The organism is Pseudomonas sp. LS2P72, from assembly GCF_054897865.1.
This window is the reverse complement of sequence record NZ_CM142708.1, coordinates 4,932,019-4,949,377: the sequence shown is the minus strand read 5'-3', so window position 1 is coordinate 4,949,377 and position 17,359 is coordinate 4,932,019. Positions and strand designations below refer to the sequence as shown.

Annotated in this window: 11 protein-coding genes; 3 read left to right on the top strand and 8 right to left on the bottom strand. The window is 60.9% G+C overall.

All coding sequences use genetic code 11. The features are described from left to right. Window positions 1-113 precede the first annotated feature (113 nt). From ACYZUA_RS22815 to pvdM, 5 genes are all read right to left on the bottom strand, one after another. Entirely contained in the window at window positions 114-2,588 is a 2,475-nt protein-coding gene (locus tag ACYZUA_RS22815) for a TonB-dependent siderophore receptor (protein WP_461960712.1), read from the bottom strand. 221 nt (window positions 2,589-2,809) lie between these two features. Beyond that, window positions 2,810-4,459: a cyclic peptide export ABC transporter gene (locus ACYZUA_RS22810; protein ID WP_461960711.1), complete on the bottom strand. Its 1,650-nt coding sequence runs from the start codon at window positions 4,457-4,459 to the stop codon at window positions 2,810-2,812. A gap of 214 nt (window positions 4,460-4,673) precedes the next feature. After that, window positions 4,674-5,552 (bottom strand): dihydropyoverdine dehydrogenase, encoded by an 879-nt coding sequence (gene pvdO, locus ACYZUA_RS22805; RefSeq protein ID WP_461960710.1) that lies wholly within the window; start codon window positions 5,550-5,552, stop codon window positions 4,674-4,676. A gap of 151 nt (window positions 5,553-5,703) precedes the next feature. After that, entirely contained in the window at window positions 5,704-6,984 is a 1,281-nt protein-coding gene (pvdN, locus tag ACYZUA_RS22800; RefSeq protein WP_461960709.1) for a pyoverdine-tailoring periplasmic protein PvdN, read from the bottom strand. Window positions 6,985-7,014: 30 nt separating this feature from the next. Then, window positions 7,015-8,364, bottom strand: coding sequence for a pyoverdine-tailoring dipeptidase-like protein PvdM (pvdM, locus tag ACYZUA_RS22795; protein ID WP_461960708.1), 1,350 nt, complete (start codon window positions 8,362-8,364; stop codon window positions 7,015-7,017). A gap of 253 nt (window positions 8,365-8,617) precedes the next feature. On the opposite strand from pvdM, the gene pvdP reads away from it, so the two are divergent. Then, window positions 8,618-10,237: a pyoverdine maturation tyrosinase PvdP gene (pvdP, locus tag ACYZUA_RS22790; protein WP_461960707.1), complete on the top strand. Its 1,620-nt coding sequence runs from the start codon at window positions 8,618-8,620 to the stop codon at window positions 10,235-10,237. 141 nt (window positions 10,238-10,378) lie between these two features. Here pvdP and ACYZUA_RS22785 read toward each other — a convergent pair whose 3' ends face one another. From ACYZUA_RS22785 to ACYZUA_RS22775, 3 genes are read right to left on the bottom strand one after another with little or no spacing between them, the layout of a single operon-like run. Further along, window positions 10,379-11,773 carry an efflux transporter outer membrane subunit gene (locus tag ACYZUA_RS22785; RefSeq protein WP_461960706.1) on the bottom strand — a complete coding sequence of 465 codons (1,395 nt, stop codon included), beginning with the start codon at window positions 11,771-11,773 and terminating at the stop codon, window positions 10,379-10,381. Window positions 11,774-11,780: 7 nt separating this feature from the next. Next, window positions 11,781-13,754: a MacB family efflux pump subunit gene (locus ACYZUA_RS22780; protein ID WP_461960705.1), complete on the bottom strand. Its 1,974-nt coding sequence runs from the start codon at window positions 13,752-13,754 to the stop codon at window positions 11,781-11,783. Then, entirely contained in the window at window positions 13,755-14,927 is a 1,173-nt protein-coding gene (locus tag ACYZUA_RS22775; RefSeq protein WP_461960704.1) for an efflux RND transporter periplasmic adaptor subunit, read from the bottom strand. A gap of 430 nt (window positions 14,928-15,357) precedes the next feature. On the opposite strand from ACYZUA_RS22775, the gene ACYZUA_RS22770 reads away from it, so the two are divergent. Together ACYZUA_RS22770 and ACYZUA_RS22765 are read left to right on the top strand one after the other, a co-directional pair. After that, window positions 15,358-15,840: a sigma-70 family RNA polymerase sigma factor gene (locus ACYZUA_RS22770; protein WP_461960703.1), complete on the top strand. Its 483-nt coding sequence runs from the start codon at window positions 15,358-15,360 to the stop codon at window positions 15,838-15,840. A gap of 122 nt (window positions 15,841-15,962) precedes the next feature. Then, window positions 15,963-17,300, top strand: coding sequence for a lysine N(6)-hydroxylase/L-ornithine N(5)-oxygenase family protein (locus ACYZUA_RS22765; protein ID WP_461960702.1), 1,338 nt, complete (start codon window positions 15,963-15,965; stop codon window positions 17,298-17,300). Window positions 17,301-17,359: the final 59 nt, after the last annotated feature.

The following is a 17,359-nucleotide window of genomic DNA, read 5'->3' as shown; positions in this document are numbered from 1 at the left end:
CACTGAGGATCCCCTGTGGGAGCTACCCGCGAAGGCGGCATTCACACAAATTCATAACCAAAAAAAATGCCCGGATCTCACGACACGGGCATTTTTTCATTTCAGCCTACCGCTCAGAAATCATACTTCGCCGTAATCTGCAGGTTACGCGGCTCTCCGTAGAACGTGGTGCCGAAGTTGCCCAGGCCCGACATGTACTTCTTGTCGAAGACGTTGTTGGCATTGGCGGTGAAGCTCAGGTGTTCGTCGTACTGATAACGGGTCATCAGGTCCACAAGGGTGTAGCCGCCTTGTTTGAGCATGGTGCTGCCGCCTTCGCCGTTGCCTACGTTGGGGCTGTAGCTCTGGCCGTAGAAAGCGCTCTGCCAGCTGACACCACCACCGACGGTGAATTGGTTCAGCGCGCCAGGCAGACGGTAAGTGGTGAACGTACGCACTACGTGTTCCGGTTTGCTGGAGGCCAGCGGGAAACCGAAGATGCGTTGTTCGTCCTTGTCACGGGTGCGGGCGTAGGTGTAGCCGGCAGACACGTTCCAGTCCTGAGCCAGTTCGCCGGCCAGTTCCAGTTCCACACCATTGGTGGTGGCGCCGTCGGTGGCTTTGAAAATGCCATCGCCCGTATTCAAATCGGTGCCGATCGATTGAGCGACGTTGTCTTGCTCAATGCGGAAGAAGGCCAGGCTGGCGTTCAGTTTGCCTTCGAAGTAGGCCGCTTTCAGGCCGGTTTCGTAGCTGTCGCCTTCGACCGGTGCCAGGGTCGAACCGTTGATGTCCTTGTTGATCTGAGGTTGGTAGATCTTGGTGTAGCTGGCGTAGACCGAGTAGGTATCGTTCAGGTCATAGACCACACCGGCGTAAGGCGTGACAACGCCGTGTTCCTTGTAGCTGGCGTGAGTGTCGGTGAGGGTGCCGCCCGGATAGTAGGAGTAATCCTCGTTGTACTTGAAGGTGCTCAGACGGCTGCCGAGGATGAACGACAGGTCGTCGGTCGGACGCAGGCGCGTGGCCAGGTAAAGACCGTTCTGGCTTTGAGTGCGTTCGTATTTACCGTTTTTCGGGAACTCCTGTTTCGGCAGGCTACCGTTCCAGTCATAGATGCTGCCCGGCACCAGTTCGAAGGCGCTGGTGTCGTACGTTGAACCGGTCTGGCGCGAGTGGGACGCCATGAAGCCAGCCACCAGTTCGTGCTCGCGACCGCCCAGGGTGAACGGTCCGGAGACGTTCACGTCAGCCGTGTTCTGCACGCGATGACCTTCCCAGCGACCCCAGTAAAGGAAATTGCCTTCGCCCGTGGCGCGGTCTGCGTAACCACCGCTGGCCGAGGCCAGTTGGGTATCGTGATCAGTGGTTTTCTGGTCGAAGCTGGCCTTGAATTTCCAGTCATTGGCCAGTGCTTGTTCCAGCGACGAGAAGTAGGTGACGCTGTCGAAATCACGACGGCTCCAGTCGGCGCCGGGGTTGAAACTGCGAGAGAAGTCGGTACGGCCGCCGTCAGTGAAGTACGGCGAGTTGCCGGTCCAGGAGCTGCCGCGCGGGGTGGCACTGGACTTGTCGACGCCGAGGGTCAACAGGGTGTCGTCCGTCAGATCGGCTTCGAGGATGCCGTAGAACAGGTCTTTCTTCTGGCTGTAGTGGTCGATGTACGAATCTTTATCCTGGAGGGCGCCGACAAAGCGGCCGCGCACGCTGCCGGAGTCGTTCAGCGAGCCGGAGATGTCGCCTTCGGTGCGGTAGTTGTCCCAGTAACCGGCGGTGGCACTGACCGAAGCCTTGAATTCCTTGGTCGGCTTCTTGCGCACCAGGTTGACGGTGGCGGACGGGTCGCCCGAGCCAGTCATCAGGCCGGTAGCGCCTTTGATGACTTCGACGCGATCGAGGCTGGCGGCGTCGTCGCTGTTGTTGGGGTTCTCACCGTAAACGCCGTCGTATGGGAGGTTGATGCCATCGTACTGGTAGTTGGTGATGGCGAAGCCTCGGGCGGAAAACTCGGTACGGTCACTGTCGTACTTCTGCGCCGTGACGCCGGGGGTGTTGCGCAATACGTCGCCGACGCTCTTGGCGCCGCGATCGTCCATTTGCTGACGCGTCACCACGGTCACCGATTGTGGTGTTTCGCGAAGGGTCAACGGCAGTTTGGTGGCGGTGGTGGTGGCGCCGGTAGTGTAGGAGCCGGTGTCCTCAGTGGTCAGGCCCAGGGCCTGGCCGGAAATGGTGGTCGCGCCCAGTTGCAGGCTTGAGCCGCCGGACACCAGCGTGACGCTATTGCCGCTGATCTGGAACGAAATGCCAGTGCCTTTCAGCAAAGCCGCGAGGGCCTCGGATGGCTCCAGAGAACCGGACACCGCGCGGGACTTGATCCCTGCAACCTGATCCGGGCTGTAAAGGATCTGCAGGTTAGTCTGCATGCCCAACTGGGTCAGCGCGTTGGAAAGCGATTGACCTGCAATGTTCACTTTTACAGGTGCAGCATTGGCCATCGAGCTCCCCAGCAAGGTGGCGGTCAGCAGTACGCTTGTGAACAGGGTGCGATGCAAAGTCGGGCGCTGTACGGCTAGCGCGAGAGGTGTGCGGCGTGTTTGAGGTCGCATTACTTACCTGAGCTCCTGAAAAAATGTTGTGCAGAGTTTTTGTTAATAAGAATGATTATTAGACGCAGCACGAGCGTAAAACCGGAAAGAAACCGGGAAAATAAATCTCGGAAGAGTGGAACAAGGGGGAAACGCCCGCTCTTGTAGGAGCACGGCTTGCCGGCGATGGCGTCCTCAAATTGGCCATCGCCGGCAAGCCGTACTCCTACAGAGGCGTTTATTCAGGCAGGGGCGAGCTCCGTGACAACCCGTCCGCTTTCCATGCGCACCAGTTGGTCCGCCACGTCGAAATAACGGTCATCGTGGGAGATCACGATGATGGTCTTGCCCAGACGTTTAAGGTCCGGCAGCAGCTCGGTGTAGAAAATCCGCCGGAAGGTCGGGTCCTGATCGGCCGCCCATTCATCGAACACCAGCACCGGACGTTCCTCCAGCCAGGCATTGACCAGGGCCAGGCGTTTGCGTTGGCCAGTGGAGAGGTCGGTGGTGGTGAAGTTGCCATCCTTGACGCTGACCTTGTGCGCGATCTCCAGCCGTTGCAGGTATTTGTTGGCGTCTTCGGGGATATGCGTATCACCCTGGACCACGTCATCGAACAGGTAATAGTCGGCAAAAATCGTGGTGAACAACTGGCGATAGTCATCGCGGTTCTGCGCGTCGATCGCTTCGCCGTTGACGTGGATTGCACCCTGCTGCGGCGTGTACAGGCCCAGCAGCAGTTTGATCAGCGTGGTCTTGCCGCAACCGTTCTCACCGACAATAAAGGTGATGTCGCCTTGCTTGATCGTCAGGTTCACCGGTCCAAGCTGGAAAGGCGCAGCGCCTTCGGCCGCCGGGAAGCTGAAACGTACATCGGCCAGTTTCAGTTCGTGTACGGCTTGCTTGACGTTGCCCTTATCGCTGAGCAGCAGATGAGGTTCCGGGGTGGAAAACTGCTCCGACAGTTCGGCGATGTGGCGGAAAGCGATCTGCGCGCGGCTGACGATTGGCAGGGTGCTGATCAAATGCTCCAGCGGGCCTTTCATATAAAGCAGCACCAGCACGAAGCCGCTCATCACGGTTTTGTCGGTACTCGGCCAAAAGCTTTGCAGCGCGAGGGCCAGGCCGATGACCACGAAGAACAGCATCGAGCCGAAGGTCTTGGCGATCACGAAGGTGTTGATGGAACGCACTTGGGTGTTGCAGATGAATTCGGCCGTGGCCTTGATGCCCGAGACGAACATGCGCTGGCGGCGTGGGCGATGAATGCGCAATTCCTTGGCACCTTCGGCAATCGCGTTGTAGTGCTTTTGCAGTTCATCTTCGGCCTCACGGGCGGCCATGAAGCCCTGCACCCCTTTGCTCTGGGCGTAGGCCTGGATCGCGGTGCCGATCAGGATGGCGGCGACCATGATCAGGAACATCGGCCACGACAGAATGGCCAGGTAGCCCATGCAGCCCAATGTCACGGTGACGGAAATGGCCAGCGGCGCGAAGGCGAAGGCGAAGTCGCTGATGGTGTCGACGTCGTGGGTCAGCACCGGGATCAGGCGGTGGCTGCGATAGCGCTCGATCTGTTCGATCGGTGCCGACAGGACCTTCTCACCCAACTGTTTACGCAGCTTGGCGATGATGTGCTGGCCGACATAGTTGGTGCCGATGTCCGAGCAGATCGAACTGGCCAGCGCCAGCAGGCACAGGCCGGCGAACAGGGCGACCACGCCTTGGGTCAGGCCGGTGTCCGAATGCAGGGCGTTGTTGATGGTCGCCAGCAATACCGTGACGCTCAGGCCGCCGACCATGCCCAGGAAAATGGACGCGGCGACGATGAGCCGAAAGGGTTTCAACAGGGCGAACAATTCGCCGATGGCGCCACGGGTAGGCTGGGTCATGGAAGACAGTTCCTTGGGTCGTGAAGGCAGATACCCAGTAGAACGTCTGGTGGAAGGCTTAATTTAGAAGGGCGCCGACTGGCGGCGGGGCGTGCCACACAAAACCCTGTAGGAGCTGAGCTTGCTCGCGATGACGGCCGTCCAGTCGATAGAGATGTCGACTGATAGTCCGCTATCGCGAGCAAGCTCAGCTCCTACAGGAGGGGGGTATGGCTTAGAGGTCACGCACGATGCGGAAGCCCATCCAGTCGCCGCGTTCTTGCGGGTACTGGCTGTTGCGGTTGCCGGAGCGGGAGAACACCGGCGCTTCGCCCCAGTCGTTGCCGCGAATCCGCACGGCTTCGCATTTGGGCTCGACCCAGGCGCTGCCATCGGTGGGCGCACCGACGTAGTCCGGGTGTTCGCAGTCTTCGACCCATTCGTAAACGTTGCCGTGCATGTCGTACAGGCCGAAGGCGTTCGGCGGGTAGCTGCCCACTGGCGAGCTGAAGCTGTAACCGTCCGCCGGGCCATAGGTGTTGGCGTGTTTGCTGATGCTGTATTCCTTGCCCTCATCGAACGGGAAGGGGAACGGTCCTTTGCTGCCGCCACGCGCGGCATATTCGCGCTGGGCTTCGCTGACCATGCGGTATGTCTGCCCGGTCTTTTTCGACAGCCAGGCGACGTAGTTTTTCACGTCGTCGAAGTTCATGCACACCGCCGGCTGACGCGGGCTTTGCGGATAGCGCGGCTTGCTGGCGACGCATTCGCGACCCGGCCGGGTGTCGCCGTTGGCGATGCTCACGCCACTCTCGCGCACGTAGCTGTCCCATTCACCGGCAGTGACCTGGAAGCGGCTCATGGCGAACGGTTTGGCGAAGGTCACTTCGTGCATCGGGCCTTCATCAGGCTCGCGCCCGACTTCATCATCAGGGGTGCCCATGGTGAAAGTGCCGGCGGGCAGCACGACCATTTCCGGGCAGTCTCGGCAGTCTTTGAACACCTTGCCCGGTTGCGGGGTGGCGGCCGCTTGGGCGGTGGTCGGCAAAAGTCCGACCATGAGTGCGGTCAGGGCCAGGGCCTTGAGCGGCAAGGTCAATTGATTTCGGTTCATGAATCATCTCGATATAAAAAAACGGGTGTCGCGCCAGGTCCAATGTGGGGGTGAGCCTGCTCGCGATCGGGCCATCACATTCAACATTGATGGTGACTGATCCACCGCTATCGCGAGCAGGCTCGCTCCCACAGGGTTCTGCGTCATGGCGTCAGGTGGTTTTGTTCAGCAAGGCCATGAAGCGGTCGATATCGTTTTCGGTGTTGAGCAGGCCGGGGGCGATGCGGATCACCGGGCCGACGTCGCGGTCCACCGAATCGCAGACCACGCGGTTTTCCATCAACTGCACGGCGACTTTTTCGCAGTCGCGATCCTTGATCCGGAAGAAGGTAAAACCGGCCGACAGGTCCGGGCTTTTTGGCGTCACCAATTCGATCCGCGGGTGCTCCAGCAAGCGGTTTTTCGCATAGGTATTCAGCGCGTGGATGCGCGCCTGCACCTCGGCCTTGCCCAGGTCCAGGTGCAGCTTGAAGGCTTCATTCAAGGCCCAGCGATGCTCAAAGCTGTGATAGCCGCCGGGGGTCATGATGGTCGAGAAGGTGGTGGCTTCGGAGAACGTCGGGATGGTCGGTGTCACGTCCTTGAGCTCGGTCGAACGGGCGCAGATGATCCCGGTACCTCGCGGGCCGAACATCCATTTGTGCGTGCCGGCAATGAAGAAATCGCAGTGCATGTCGGGGAAGTCGAGGTCCTCGACGCCGAAGCCATGGACGCCGTCGACCACATACAGGATGCGGTCCTTTTCCTCTCGGTTGCGATTCTGTTCGTCCACCAGTTTGCCGATCTCGCCGATCGGCAGTTTCACGCCGCTGCCCGATTGCACCCACGTCATGCCGAGCACTCGGGTTTCGGGGCGAATGCCTTTGGCAATCGAGCCCAGCACTTCATCCACGGAAATGCTGTGGCTGTTCTCGAACAGCTTGAGCTTGCGAACCTTGACCCCGTCCTTTTGCTGGCGGTAAGCCAGGGCATAGTTCGTCGCGTAATGTTCGTGTTCGCTGGTGAGGATTTCCTGATCAGGGCGCACATGAATGCCGCCGTAGATCAGCGAAAGGCCTTCGGTGGTGCTGCCGGTGAGGGCGATCTGCTCGGGCTTGGCCTTGAGGTAACGACCGGCCCAGACGCGCACTTCCTGCTCGCGCTTTTCGGTTTCCCCAAAGTCCCAGTCCATGGCCCGACCGGGATTACGGTCGAGGTTGGCGCGGTGCATGTCGATGGCGTCACGCACAGGTTTGGGGTGCGAGGTCACCAGAAAGTTGGCGAAGTGCAGGTAATCCGGGTCCTGATTGAACATCTGGCGCAGTTGCGCCCATTTATCCTTCGGCAGCGGCGCCGGATTGGCGGCCAGCGCCGGCAGGTTCACGGCTGCGCCCAAGGGTAGGCCGGCCGCGAGAATACCGGCCTGCTTGAGGAATGAACGACGGTTGGTCATGTGCTCGGTTCGCTTCTGCAAAAGAGAGAATCAGTTTTTCGCCACAGGCTTGGAAGACTTCTGCACCAAGTCCCAGACCCGCAGGAAGTTGCCGCCCCAGAGCTTGGCGATATCGGCTTCGCCGTAGCCGCGACTGATCAGCTCGGCTGTCACGTTGCGTGCCTCGCTGACATCCTTCCAGCCGTCCAGACCGCCGCCATCATTGAAGTCGGAACTGATGCCGACATGGTCGATGCCGATTTTCTTCACCGCGTAGTCGATCGCGTCGCCGTAGTCCTTGAGCGTGGCCTTGGGCTCCTCGTCAACGATGGCATAGAGCTGACTGGCGTACTCGCCGAAACGTTGCTCGGACCAGACGGTGATCACTGGATCGCCCGGCATCAGCGCCATCTCCAGGCCTTGCAGCGGTTGCAGGTCGAAGCGTGCGCGCAGGGCGTTGAGTTTGTCCTGGGTGGCCTGGCTGAGCGGACGGATGTAAGTCGGGAAACCGACAATCTGCACCACGCCGCCGCTGTTTTTGATCAGCTGCATTTCCTGATCACTGAGGTTGCGCGGGATGTCCACCAGCCCTCGCGGCGCCGAGTGGGACGCGACCATCGGCGCACGGCTCAGCTGCGCAACTTGTTCCAGGGCCTTGGTCGACATCTGCGAGACGTCGATGATCACGCCGAGGTCGTTGAGGCGGTGCACGGCCTGCTTGCCAATCTCCGAGAGGCCGCCAAGGGCGTCGCGGGAATCGTTGAAAAACGGCAGCGGCCGGGACGAGTCAGCCCAGGCGTTATTGCCCACATAGCTGAAGCCGAACATGCGCATGCCGCGCGCTGCCCACTTGTCCAGGGCGTTCAGGTCGTTGCCCAGCGGATAGGCGTTGAGCATGCTCATGAAGATCGCGAACTTGCCTTCGCCATGCAGGCGTCGGAAGTCGTCAGGGGTGTAGGCGATGGCAACCTGATTGGGGAAGTCGCGAACCATTGTGCTGATGATTTTGTAGCGGGTTTCCTGCTCGAACCGTGCTTCGTCGACAAACCCGGCGGTGGGGCGGTGCGGGGCGTTGGCGCCGTTCCAGATTTCCGGCCAGCCGAAAATCGTCAGGGCTGCCCCGGACAGGCGTCCACGCCCGGTCTTGACCAGGTCGAACTGCCCGGTGCCGTCCTTGTCCGCTTCATTGCCGGCGGTGCCGAAGTCCAGTGGGACGGTGACGTGGCTGTCGAAGGAGAGGATTCGCTCGTGCAGCTCATCGGCCTGTTTCATCACCTTGACCGGGTAACCGGGATTGTTTTTGAACCAGTAATCCCAGGCCGCAAAGCCTGCACCGGCGCTGATCGCCAGGGCCAGCGGCAGGCCGATGTAAAGAGCCTTTTTCGAACGTGGTTTTGTCATTGCCGTCTCAGTCAGGTCCGCCGTAGGGGGAGCAGGCGCAGGGGCCTTTGCTATCTGGGAAGAACGAGTGGCCCGTCCAATAATTTAGGTGTTTGTGCCGGCCTCATCGCGAGCAAGCTTTGCTCCTACAGGTTTGTGGTTGCCGCCCAAGACCTGTAGGAGCAAAGCTTGCTCGCGATGCTTTTAAATTTGTGGGCGCAACAAACGTTCTAGCTTGGATAAAGCCTGCTTCATGGCTGACACAGGTAGGGCAATGACGATTTCTCGACGATGGTTCATGGCAGGTCTGGCGCTGACCGGCGCCGCCGTGCCTGCGGCTTTTTATGGGCATCGTGAATGGACGAAAGCGGATCCGACGATCACCCCCGGCGAAGCGTCATTCGATGTCGCGGATGTCGCTGGCCAGCATTTGGCGAACACCTTGCGCGGTGTCTGGCAGATTCGTTTCGAGGGGCGTGACGCCGGTATCGAAGGCCTGCCACGGGACGGGCTGGAGGTGTTTCTCGACATCGGTCACAAAGGTCGCGGCCTGAGCGGGTTCCTCGACACCGCCGAGCGTTTGCGTTCCAGTGAAACGCCGCGTTACCGGGTGCTCGGCGATCTGGCCGGCGCCAAACCGGCGCAATTGAGCTGGCGGCTGCTCAGCGCCAGCGGCGCAGCGGATTACGAATTCAGCCTGTTGCTGGACGAAGTCTGGGCCGGTTTCGGCAACGCTGGCAGCGGCACCCTCAGTGGTCGGGTGTTGAATCTGGATCGTCCGTTGATGTTGACGGCCCAGGACAATCGCTTCATTGCCGTCAAACGCCTATTCCCCGAAGCCCGCGAGCGCAGCGGTCTCAATCCACCATTGCTGGCCTGGCTGGTGTCTCCGGAGCATCGGCTGTTTCACCAGCTCTGGCATGCCTCCCGGGACAAATGGCACACGTTGTCCGAAGACAAGCGCGGCGCCCTGCGCGGCATTGGCTGGCAGCCTGGCCCGCGAGACAAGGAGCGTGATGCCCGTGGCGCGCGCAAGGATCGTAACGGCTCGGGCGTGGATTTCTTCTTCATGCACCGACACATGCTCGGCAAGGCGCGCTCCCTGCAAGACTTGCCGTCCTGGTCGCATTTCCCCTTGCCACAGCCGGAACTGGCGCGTGATCGCATTGGCTTCGCCCGTTATTTCGACAACCACGACGGCACTGCGCTGCCGCCGACCTGGCTGGCCGACGACGATGCCGAGTACTCGCAATGGGTCAGCGACATCAAGACCGCCGAAACTTACCACAGCAATTTCCAGGTCTGGGAATCGCAGTATCGCGATCCGCGTTACCTGTCGAAATTGACCCTGGGTCAGTTCGGTTCAGAGGTCGAATTAGGGCTGCATGACTGGCTGCACATGCGTTGGGCCTCGGTGCCACGTGATCCGTCCAACGGCCAACCCGTGCCGTTCGCCCGGGATCCCTCGGACTTTTCCGCACGCTGGTATGCGCCGGAAAACGACTTCCTCGGCGATCCGTTTTCGTCTCATGTAAACCCGGTTTTCTGGCATTTCCATGGCTGGATCGATGATCGACTGGAAGACTGGTTCCGTGCGCACGAACGCTTTCATCCGGGGGAGGTCAGTCGGCTGGAAGTGAGTGGCGTGCCCTGGTTTGCGCCCGGTCGTTGGGTCGAGATCGACGACCCGTGGCTCGGCCCGAGCACCCATGGTTGCGCCACCACGCCGGGATTACAGGCCGGCAAGTCGGTGGAGATGGACCCGGAAACCATGAAGCTGGCGTTGCGGATTACCTTTGGTGAGGACGAGAAGAAGCTGGAGGATCTGTTCCGCAAAGTGCCGCAGCGGCCTTGGTATGCGCGGCATTTGAAGGCTAAACCAGTTACCACTTAAGCAGGTGATACCGCGTTATCGTTCAATCGCGAGCAGGCTCGCTCCCACAATGGATCTATGGCGAATACATTATGTGTGAGCACCTGAGATCAACTGTGGGAGCGAGCCTGCTCGCGATGGCGGATTCACTGGCGCCGCAAATCACAACACCTGCCACCCGCCGCCGAGCGCTTTGTACAACGCAATACTCGCCTGCATCCGCGACAACCGCAGTTGCACATTCAAATCCTGCGCCGCATACAGCGTGCGCTGTGTCTCCAGCACCGTCAGCAAATCCTCGGCACCGGCCTGATAACGGCTTTGCGCAATGTTGAACGCGGTCTGTGCCTGGTTCAGTTCTTCACTTTGCCACTGCCGCTGCTCGTCCAGGCCGCGAATGCTGTTCAACGCTTTTTCCACGTCGGCGAAGCCATTGATGATCGCCCCGCGATACGTCTCCAGCAATTCTTCCTGGCGGGCCGTGGCTTTATCACGCTCGGCGCTCAAACGACCATTGTTGAAGACCGGCGCAAGCAATCCGGTGGTGAGGTTGTAGAAAGGATTGCGCATCATGTCCGCCGCACGATCCGCGCCCGATCCGAGTTCCGCGCTCAACGTGACCTTCGGTAGCATCGCCGCACGGGCGACGGTGACGTCGGCTTGTGCGGCGGCCAATTGCGCTTCGGCGCGGGCGATGTCCGGGCGACGGCTGATCAGTTCGCTGGGCAGGCCAGCGCCAATGGTTGGCCATGACAATTGATCAAAGCGTTCCTGACCCAAGGACAACTCCTGCACCGGCCGACCGAGCAGGGCGGCAAGGCTGATCTGTGCGTCCCGGGCCTGTTGCTGCACTAACGGCAATTGCCGTTGTTGCGCGGCGACCAGACTCTTCTGCTGCGCCAGTTCAAGGGCAGTTGCCGAGCCTGAGTCAAAACGCGTCTGCACCAGTTTCAAAACATTTTGCGCGTTCGCCAGATTCAACTCGGCGATGCGACTTTGCTCACGCAACGACAAGCTTTGCGCGTAGCTGTTGGCGACGCCGCTGAGCAGCGTCAACTCCACTGTCGCCTGATCGAATTCGCTGGCCTGCAAGCCGAATTGCGCACTGTCGCGGGAGGCGCGTTGGCCGCCCCAGAAGTCGACTTCATAAGTGGCGCTGAGGTTGGCGTTAAAGTAATCGACGGCCTTGTTATCGCCGTCGGCATCGAGCTGGCTGTAGCCGTTGCCGCGCAATAGTTTCTGCCGATTGGCGTTCAGGCCGGCCTTGACCTCCGGCAGCAGAGAGCCGCCGGCAATCACGGTATCGGCTTGCGCTTGACGCACCCGAGCGATGGCGGCGGCCAAGTCGTAACTGCCGACCCGCGCCTGTGCGATCAGGCGATCAAGCTCCGGGCTGCCGAACTGCGTCCACCATTGCAGGTGGCTGCGGGTAGCGCTTTGAGTGTGTGGCGATTGCCAGGCAGCGGGCGGCTGGAGGCCACTGTCCGGGCGCTGGGCGGGACTGCCACAGGCGCCGAGCAACAGGCAAAGAGTCAGCAAACTGAGTTGCGGCTTCATAGATAGATCATTCACTGGTAAGGGCCGTGACCGGGTCGAGTCGGGCAGCTTTGCGGGCCGGCATGAAGCCGAAGACAACACCGGTGACCAGGGCGCAGCCGAAGGCGCCGAGCACCGCTATCAAGGAGAACGCCACGGCGACTTCGCTGAGGATCAGCACGCCGCCGACGATCAGCGCCAGGGCGATCCCGGCGAGCCCGCCGACCACCGAGAGCATCACCGCTTCGGTGAGGAACTGGCGCAGGATGTCCCGTTGTCGGGCACCGGTGGCCATGCGGATACCGATCTCCCGAGTCCGTTCGCGCACGGTCATGAGCATGATGTTCATCACGCCGATCCCGCCCACCAGCAGCGAGATCGCGGCAATCGAGCCGAGCATCAGTGACAGCGTGTTTTGCGTGCGTGCCTCGGCCTGAATCATCGCCGCGTTATTGGTCAGTTCGAAATCCTTCTTGCCGTTGTGCAGGCGCAGCATCAACTGTTCGATGGCTTTTTCCGTCTCTTTGACCTTGCGTGCATCGGCGGCGGCGATGGCCACGTATTCGGGATTGTGGGTGCCGAACAGTCGGACGCTGGCGGCGGAATAGGGGATGGCGATGCGGTCGTCGCTGTCGGAGTCGCCGGAGCTGGCGCCTTTTTCCGCAAGCACGCCGACCACCTGGAACGGCACGTTCTCGATCAGGATGTATTGGCCGATCGGGTTGGCGACGTCCTTGAGCAACTTGGTCCGCACCTTGTGCCCGATGACTGCGACGGCTGCTGCGTTGCGTTCATCGTCCTGGGTGAAATAGTTGCCTTCCACCACCGGCCAGTTGAAAATCGCCGGGAAGTTGGTGTCGTTGCCGCCGACGTAACTCAAGTGGTCGAGGTTGCCGAAGCGAACCCCGGCCTCCTGGCCATTGACCGGCATGATCCGTGTCACTTGCGGCAAGCTTCCCACCGCAGCGACATCATCCAGGGTGACGATGCCCAGCGGCGTTCGCGGGTTTGGTGACGAGCCGCTGAGGTAAATGATGTTGGAGCCGAACGCGCCCATTTGCGCCATCACTTGGCGCTTGCTGCCTTCACCGACGGCCAGCATGACCACCACCGACGCGACGCCGATGATGATGCCGAGCAGCGTCAGTGCGGTACGAAAACGGTTGATCCACATCACCCGCCACGCGGCTTGCACCGCATCGACCAGTTCACCTTTCCAGGCCCCGGTGGCTTCGGCGCCTTCGGTCAGGCGCTTGCGTAAGTCCACCGCTTGCAGCGCGCCAGGGTTGGCCGAGGTCTGCGCTTCGGGGTTGTCCCGGGCGCTGTCGCTGATGATCAGCCCGTCGCGAATTTCGATGATGCGTTTGGCCCGTGCCGCCACCTCGCGGTCGTGGGTGATGAGGATCACCACGTGGCCCTGGCTCGCCAGTTCGTCGAGCAGGGTCATGACCTCGGCGCCGCTGTGGCTGTCGAGGGCGCCGGTGGGTTCGTCGGCGAGGATGATGTGGCCGCCGTTCATCAAGGCGCGGGCGATGGACACCCGTTGTTGCTGGCCGCCGGAGAGCTGGTGCGGACGGTTGCCGGTGCGTGAGGCCAGGCCGAGGCGGTCGAGCAGGGCGGCTGCGCGGGCGTGGCGTTCGGCTGCCGGCAATCCTGCGTAGATCGCAGGCATCTCGACGTTTTCCTGGGCCGAACCGGACGGAATCAGGTGATAACCCTGGAACACAAAGCCGAAGGCTTCGCGGCGCAACCAGGCCAGTTCGTCGCTGTCGAGTGCGGCAACGTTTTCCCCGGCGAAACGGTATTCGCCCGAGGTCGGGCGGTCGAGGCAGCCGAGGATGTTCATCAGCGTCGACTTGCCGGAGCCGGAGGCACCGACGATTGCCACGAACTCCCCGGCATGGATCGACAGGTCAATGCCGCGCAACACGTGAACTTTCGGTGAATCGCCGCCGCCGTAGGCTTTGCGGATGTCGTGCAGGTCGATCAGGGGCGTCAGCATTCAGCCGCCACTCCCGTCGGCCGGGCCGATCAGCAGATGATCGCCTTCCTGCAAGCCGTCGAGGATCTGCACCCGCAGGCGATCGCTGATGCCGGTGCGCACGTCGCGCTGCTGGATACTGCCGTTTTTGGCGACGACCTGGGCAATTTGCCTATTCGCTTCAGTGCCGGCCTGCAGCGCCGCGACAGGCGCAGTCAGGGTGTTTTTCGCCTGCTCCGAAACGAAGAAGACCTGGGTGGTCATTTCCGCCATCAGCGCATTGTCGGCGTTGTCGACGTCAAGCAATACGGTGTACAGCACCACGCGAGCGCTGCCGCTTTTGCTCGAACTGGCGGGGCTGCCGCCGCCCTGGCTGGTCTGGTCCAGCGGCTTGGGCGGCACCGGCAAAATCTGCCGCACGGTGCTGTTCCAGCGACGGTTGCCGCCGCTGAGGGTGGTGAACCAGGCCGTCATCCCGGGTTTGACGTGACCGATGTCGGCTTCCGACACCTCGGCCCAGACGGTCATCGGCGACAACTTGGCGATGCGCAGAATCAGTGGCGTTTGTTGCTGGGCGTTGAGGGTCTGGCCCTCACGGGCGTCGAGTGCGACGACGGTTCCGCTCATCGGCGCATAGATTCGGGTGTAACCCAGTTCTGCCTGATCGCTGCGCAGGCTGGCCTGGGCCTGGCGGATCTGCGCCTGGAACTTGTCGGTGCGGGCCTGGGTGGCGCGCAATTCGGCCTCGGCGGTCTGTACGTCTTCTTCGCGGGTGGCGCCACCGGCCTTGAGGTTCTGCTGACGCTGGAATTTCTGCCGGGCGAGGTCGTGCTGCGCCCGTTGTTCCTGCAGCTGCGCCTTGAGGTTTTCGATGGAGAAACGCCCGGCGTCGAGTTTGGCCTGTTGCGTGGATGGATCGATTTCCACCAGCAACTGGCCTTCCTTCACCCCATCGCCGACTTCCACGTGGATCTTGTGGATCTGCCCGGACGCCTGGGCACCGACGTCGACATAACGTCGAGGTTGCAGAGTGCCCAGCGCGGTGACGCTGCTTTCGATGTCGGCACGGGTGACCTGAGCGGTGGCGAACTGGTCGCGACCGGGCGGGATGATCTGCCAGGCAGCCACGGCGATAACGGGGATCAGACACAGTGCTACAAGCAGGGCGCGTCGGGTCTGTCGGGGACGTTTCATGCAGGGTTCCGGCCAATGAATATCGGCCCGTCGTTCAGGCTGTGCGCGAAAACGTGCGACAGAGACGGGGAGCTGTCCTGTAAACGAGGAAAGTACCGGGGAATTTAGGTCACGACGCAAGCAACCTGTGGGAGCGGGCTTGTGTGGCGAGGGGATTTATCCCCGTTCGGCTGCGAAGCAGTCGTAAACGCGCTTTAACTTTGAAATGCCGGGGCCGCTTCGCAGCCCAACGGGGATAAATCCCCTCGCCACACAGGCTCGCTCCCACAAGTTCGCGACTATTTGTCAGTCAAGGTGAAGCAATACTTTAAATCTATATGAGAATTACTATAAATTACGCACCTTGAACTGCCACTATCGTGCCACTGCCCATTTCGGCGGTCGTCGGTCTGGCTCAAGGACAGAAACCGCACCCCTGCGGCCGGGAGTCATGTTGGAAAACTACTATCGCGAGCTGGTGTGTTTTTTGAACGCCAGGCTGGGCAACCGTCAGGTCGCCGAAGATGTGGTGCATGACGCTTATCTGCGGGTATTGGAGCGGTCCAGCGACACGCCGATCGAGCAGCCTCGGGCGTTCCTGTATCGCACCGCGCTCAACCTGGTGATCGATGACCATCGGCGCAATGCCCTGCGTCAGGTCGAATCGCTGGAAGTGCTCGACACCGAAGAGCGCTACTTCACCCCATCCCCCCATCACAGCCTCGATCACGGTCAACGCCTGGAGATGCTTCAGCGTGCATTGGCGGAATTGCCACGGCTGTGCCGCGAGAGTTTCCTGCTGCGCAAGATCGAAGGCCTGTCGCATCCGGAGATTGCCGAGCACCTCGGTATTTCGCGCGCGCTGGTGGAGAAGCACATCGTCAATGCCATGAAGCATTGCCGTGTGCGGATGCGGCAGTGGGACGCCCACTGATCTCTCCTCTCTAAATTTTTTTTCATTGTCCTCGTTCCTACTCAACAGACGACCTGCTGTCCTGCATCAGGTCACTTAGGCTTATTCCCCTTGTTGAGGGGTTCATCCAGAGGACACTGGAAATGACACAGGCAATTACATCGCCCATCGTTCACGACCTGATCGGCGTCGGTTTCGGCCCTTCGAACCTGGCGCTGGCCATCGCTCTGCAAGAGCGCGGGCCGAGTCAGGGCGAGTTGGATGTTCTGTTTCTCGACAAGCAGGCCGACTACCGCTGGCACGGCAACACCCTGGTGACCCAGAGTGAGTTGCAGATCTCCTTCCTCAAGGACCTGGTGACCCTGCGCAACCCGACCAGCCCATACTCCTTCGTCAACTACCTCAAGCACCACGGTCGTCTGGTGGACTTCATCAACCTGGGCACCTTTTATCCGTGCCGCATGGAGTACAACGATTACCTGCGCTGGGTCGCCGGGCAATTTGAAGCGCAGAGCCGCTACGGCGAAGAGGTGCTGACCATCGAGCCGGTGCTGCACAACCAACAGGTCGATGCGCTGCGGGTGATTTCGCGCGATGCCCAAGGTCAGCAGCACGTTCGCACCACCCGTTCGGTGGTGGTCAGTGCCGGCGGAACACCGCGCATTCCCGAAGCGTTCAAGGCGCTCAAGGTTGACAGCCGGGTGTTCCACCACTCCCAGTACCTGGCGCAGATGGTCCAGCAGCCGTGCGTGAACAACCAGCCGATGAGCATTGCGATCATCGGCGGCGGGCAGAGCGCGGCGGAAGCGTTCATCGATTTGAACGACAGCTTCCCGTCGGTGCAGGTGGACATGATCCTGCGTGGCTCGGCCCTGAAACCGGCGGACGACAGCCCGTTCGTCAACGAAGTGTTCTCGCCGGAGTTCACTGATCTGGTGTTCCAGCAGGCGAGCAGCGAGCGCGAGCGTCTGGTCAACGAGTACCACAACACCAACTATTCGGTGGTGGACATCGACCTGATCGAACGCATCTACGGCATCTTCTATCGTCAGAAAGTCTCGGGCATCGCGCGCCATGCGTTCCGCACCTTGACCACCATCGAAAAAGCCACCGCCACCGAGCGCGGCATCGAGTTGACCGTGCGCAACAACGCCACCGGCGAAGTCACGGTCCGTCATTACGACGCCGTGGTGCTGGCCACCGGTTACGAGCGTCAGATGCACCGCAAACTGCTGGCGCCGCTGGAGCAGTATCTGGGCGACTTCGAGGTAGACCGTAATTACAAACTGATCACTGACGAGCGCTGCAAGGCCGGCATCTATATGCAGGGCTTCTGCCAGGCCAGCCATGGCTTGAGCGACACCTTGCTGTCGATCCTGCCGATTCGGGCGGATGAGATTGCCGGTTCGTTGTATGACCATGGCAAGGCACGTGGGCATGGCCGTTCGGTGATGGACTTGCTGTTGGCGACTGCCAGCTGAGATTTTTGGTGCCTGTGAGGCCGCCTTCGCGAGCAGGCTCACTCCTACAATGGAACTGT

Bases quoted from the DNA above. Each gene is read 5' to 3' on its own strand.
- ACYZUA_RS22765 (WP_461960702.1), top strand. From the start codon at position 15,963: ATGACACAGGCAATTACATCGCCCATCGTTCACGACCTGATCGGCGTC.
- pvdO (WP_461960710.1), bottom strand. From the start codon at position 5,552: ATGAACCGAAATCAATTGACCTTGCCGCTCAAGGCCCTGGCCCTGACC.
- ACYZUA_RS22785 (WP_461960706.1), bottom strand. From the start codon at position 11,773: ATGAAGCCGCAACTCAGTTTGCTGACTCTTTGCCTGTTGCTCGGCGCC.
- ACYZUA_RS22780 (WP_461960705.1), bottom strand. From the start codon at position 13,754: ATGCTGACGCCCCTGATCGACCTGCACGACATCCGCAAAGCCTACGGC.
- pvdM (WP_461960708.1), bottom strand. From the start codon at position 8,364: ATGACAAAACCACGTTCGAAAAAGGCTCTTTACATCGGCCTGCCGCTG.
- ACYZUA_RS22815 (WP_461960712.1), bottom strand. From the start codon at position 2,588: ATGCGACCTCAAACACGCCGCACACCTCTCGCGCTAGCCGTACAGCGC.
- pvdP (WP_461960707.1), top strand. From the start codon at position 8,618: ATGACGATTTCTCGACGATGGTTCATGGCAGGTCTGGCGCTGACCGGC.
- ACYZUA_RS22770 (WP_461960703.1), top strand. From the start codon at position 15,358: ATGTTGGAAAACTACTATCGCGAGCTGGTGTGTTTTTTGAACGCCAGG.
- ACYZUA_RS22775 (WP_461960704.1), bottom strand. From the start codon at position 14,927: ATGAAACGTCCCCGACAGACCCGACGCGCCCTGCTTGTAGCACTGTGT.
- pvdN (WP_461960709.1), bottom strand. From the start codon at position 6,984: ATGACCAACCGTCGTTCATTCCTCAAGCAGGCCGGTATTCTCGCGGCC.
- ACYZUA_RS22810 (WP_461960711.1), bottom strand. From the start codon at position 4,459: ATGACCCAGCCTACCCGTGGCGCCATCGGCGAATTGTTCGCCCTGTTG.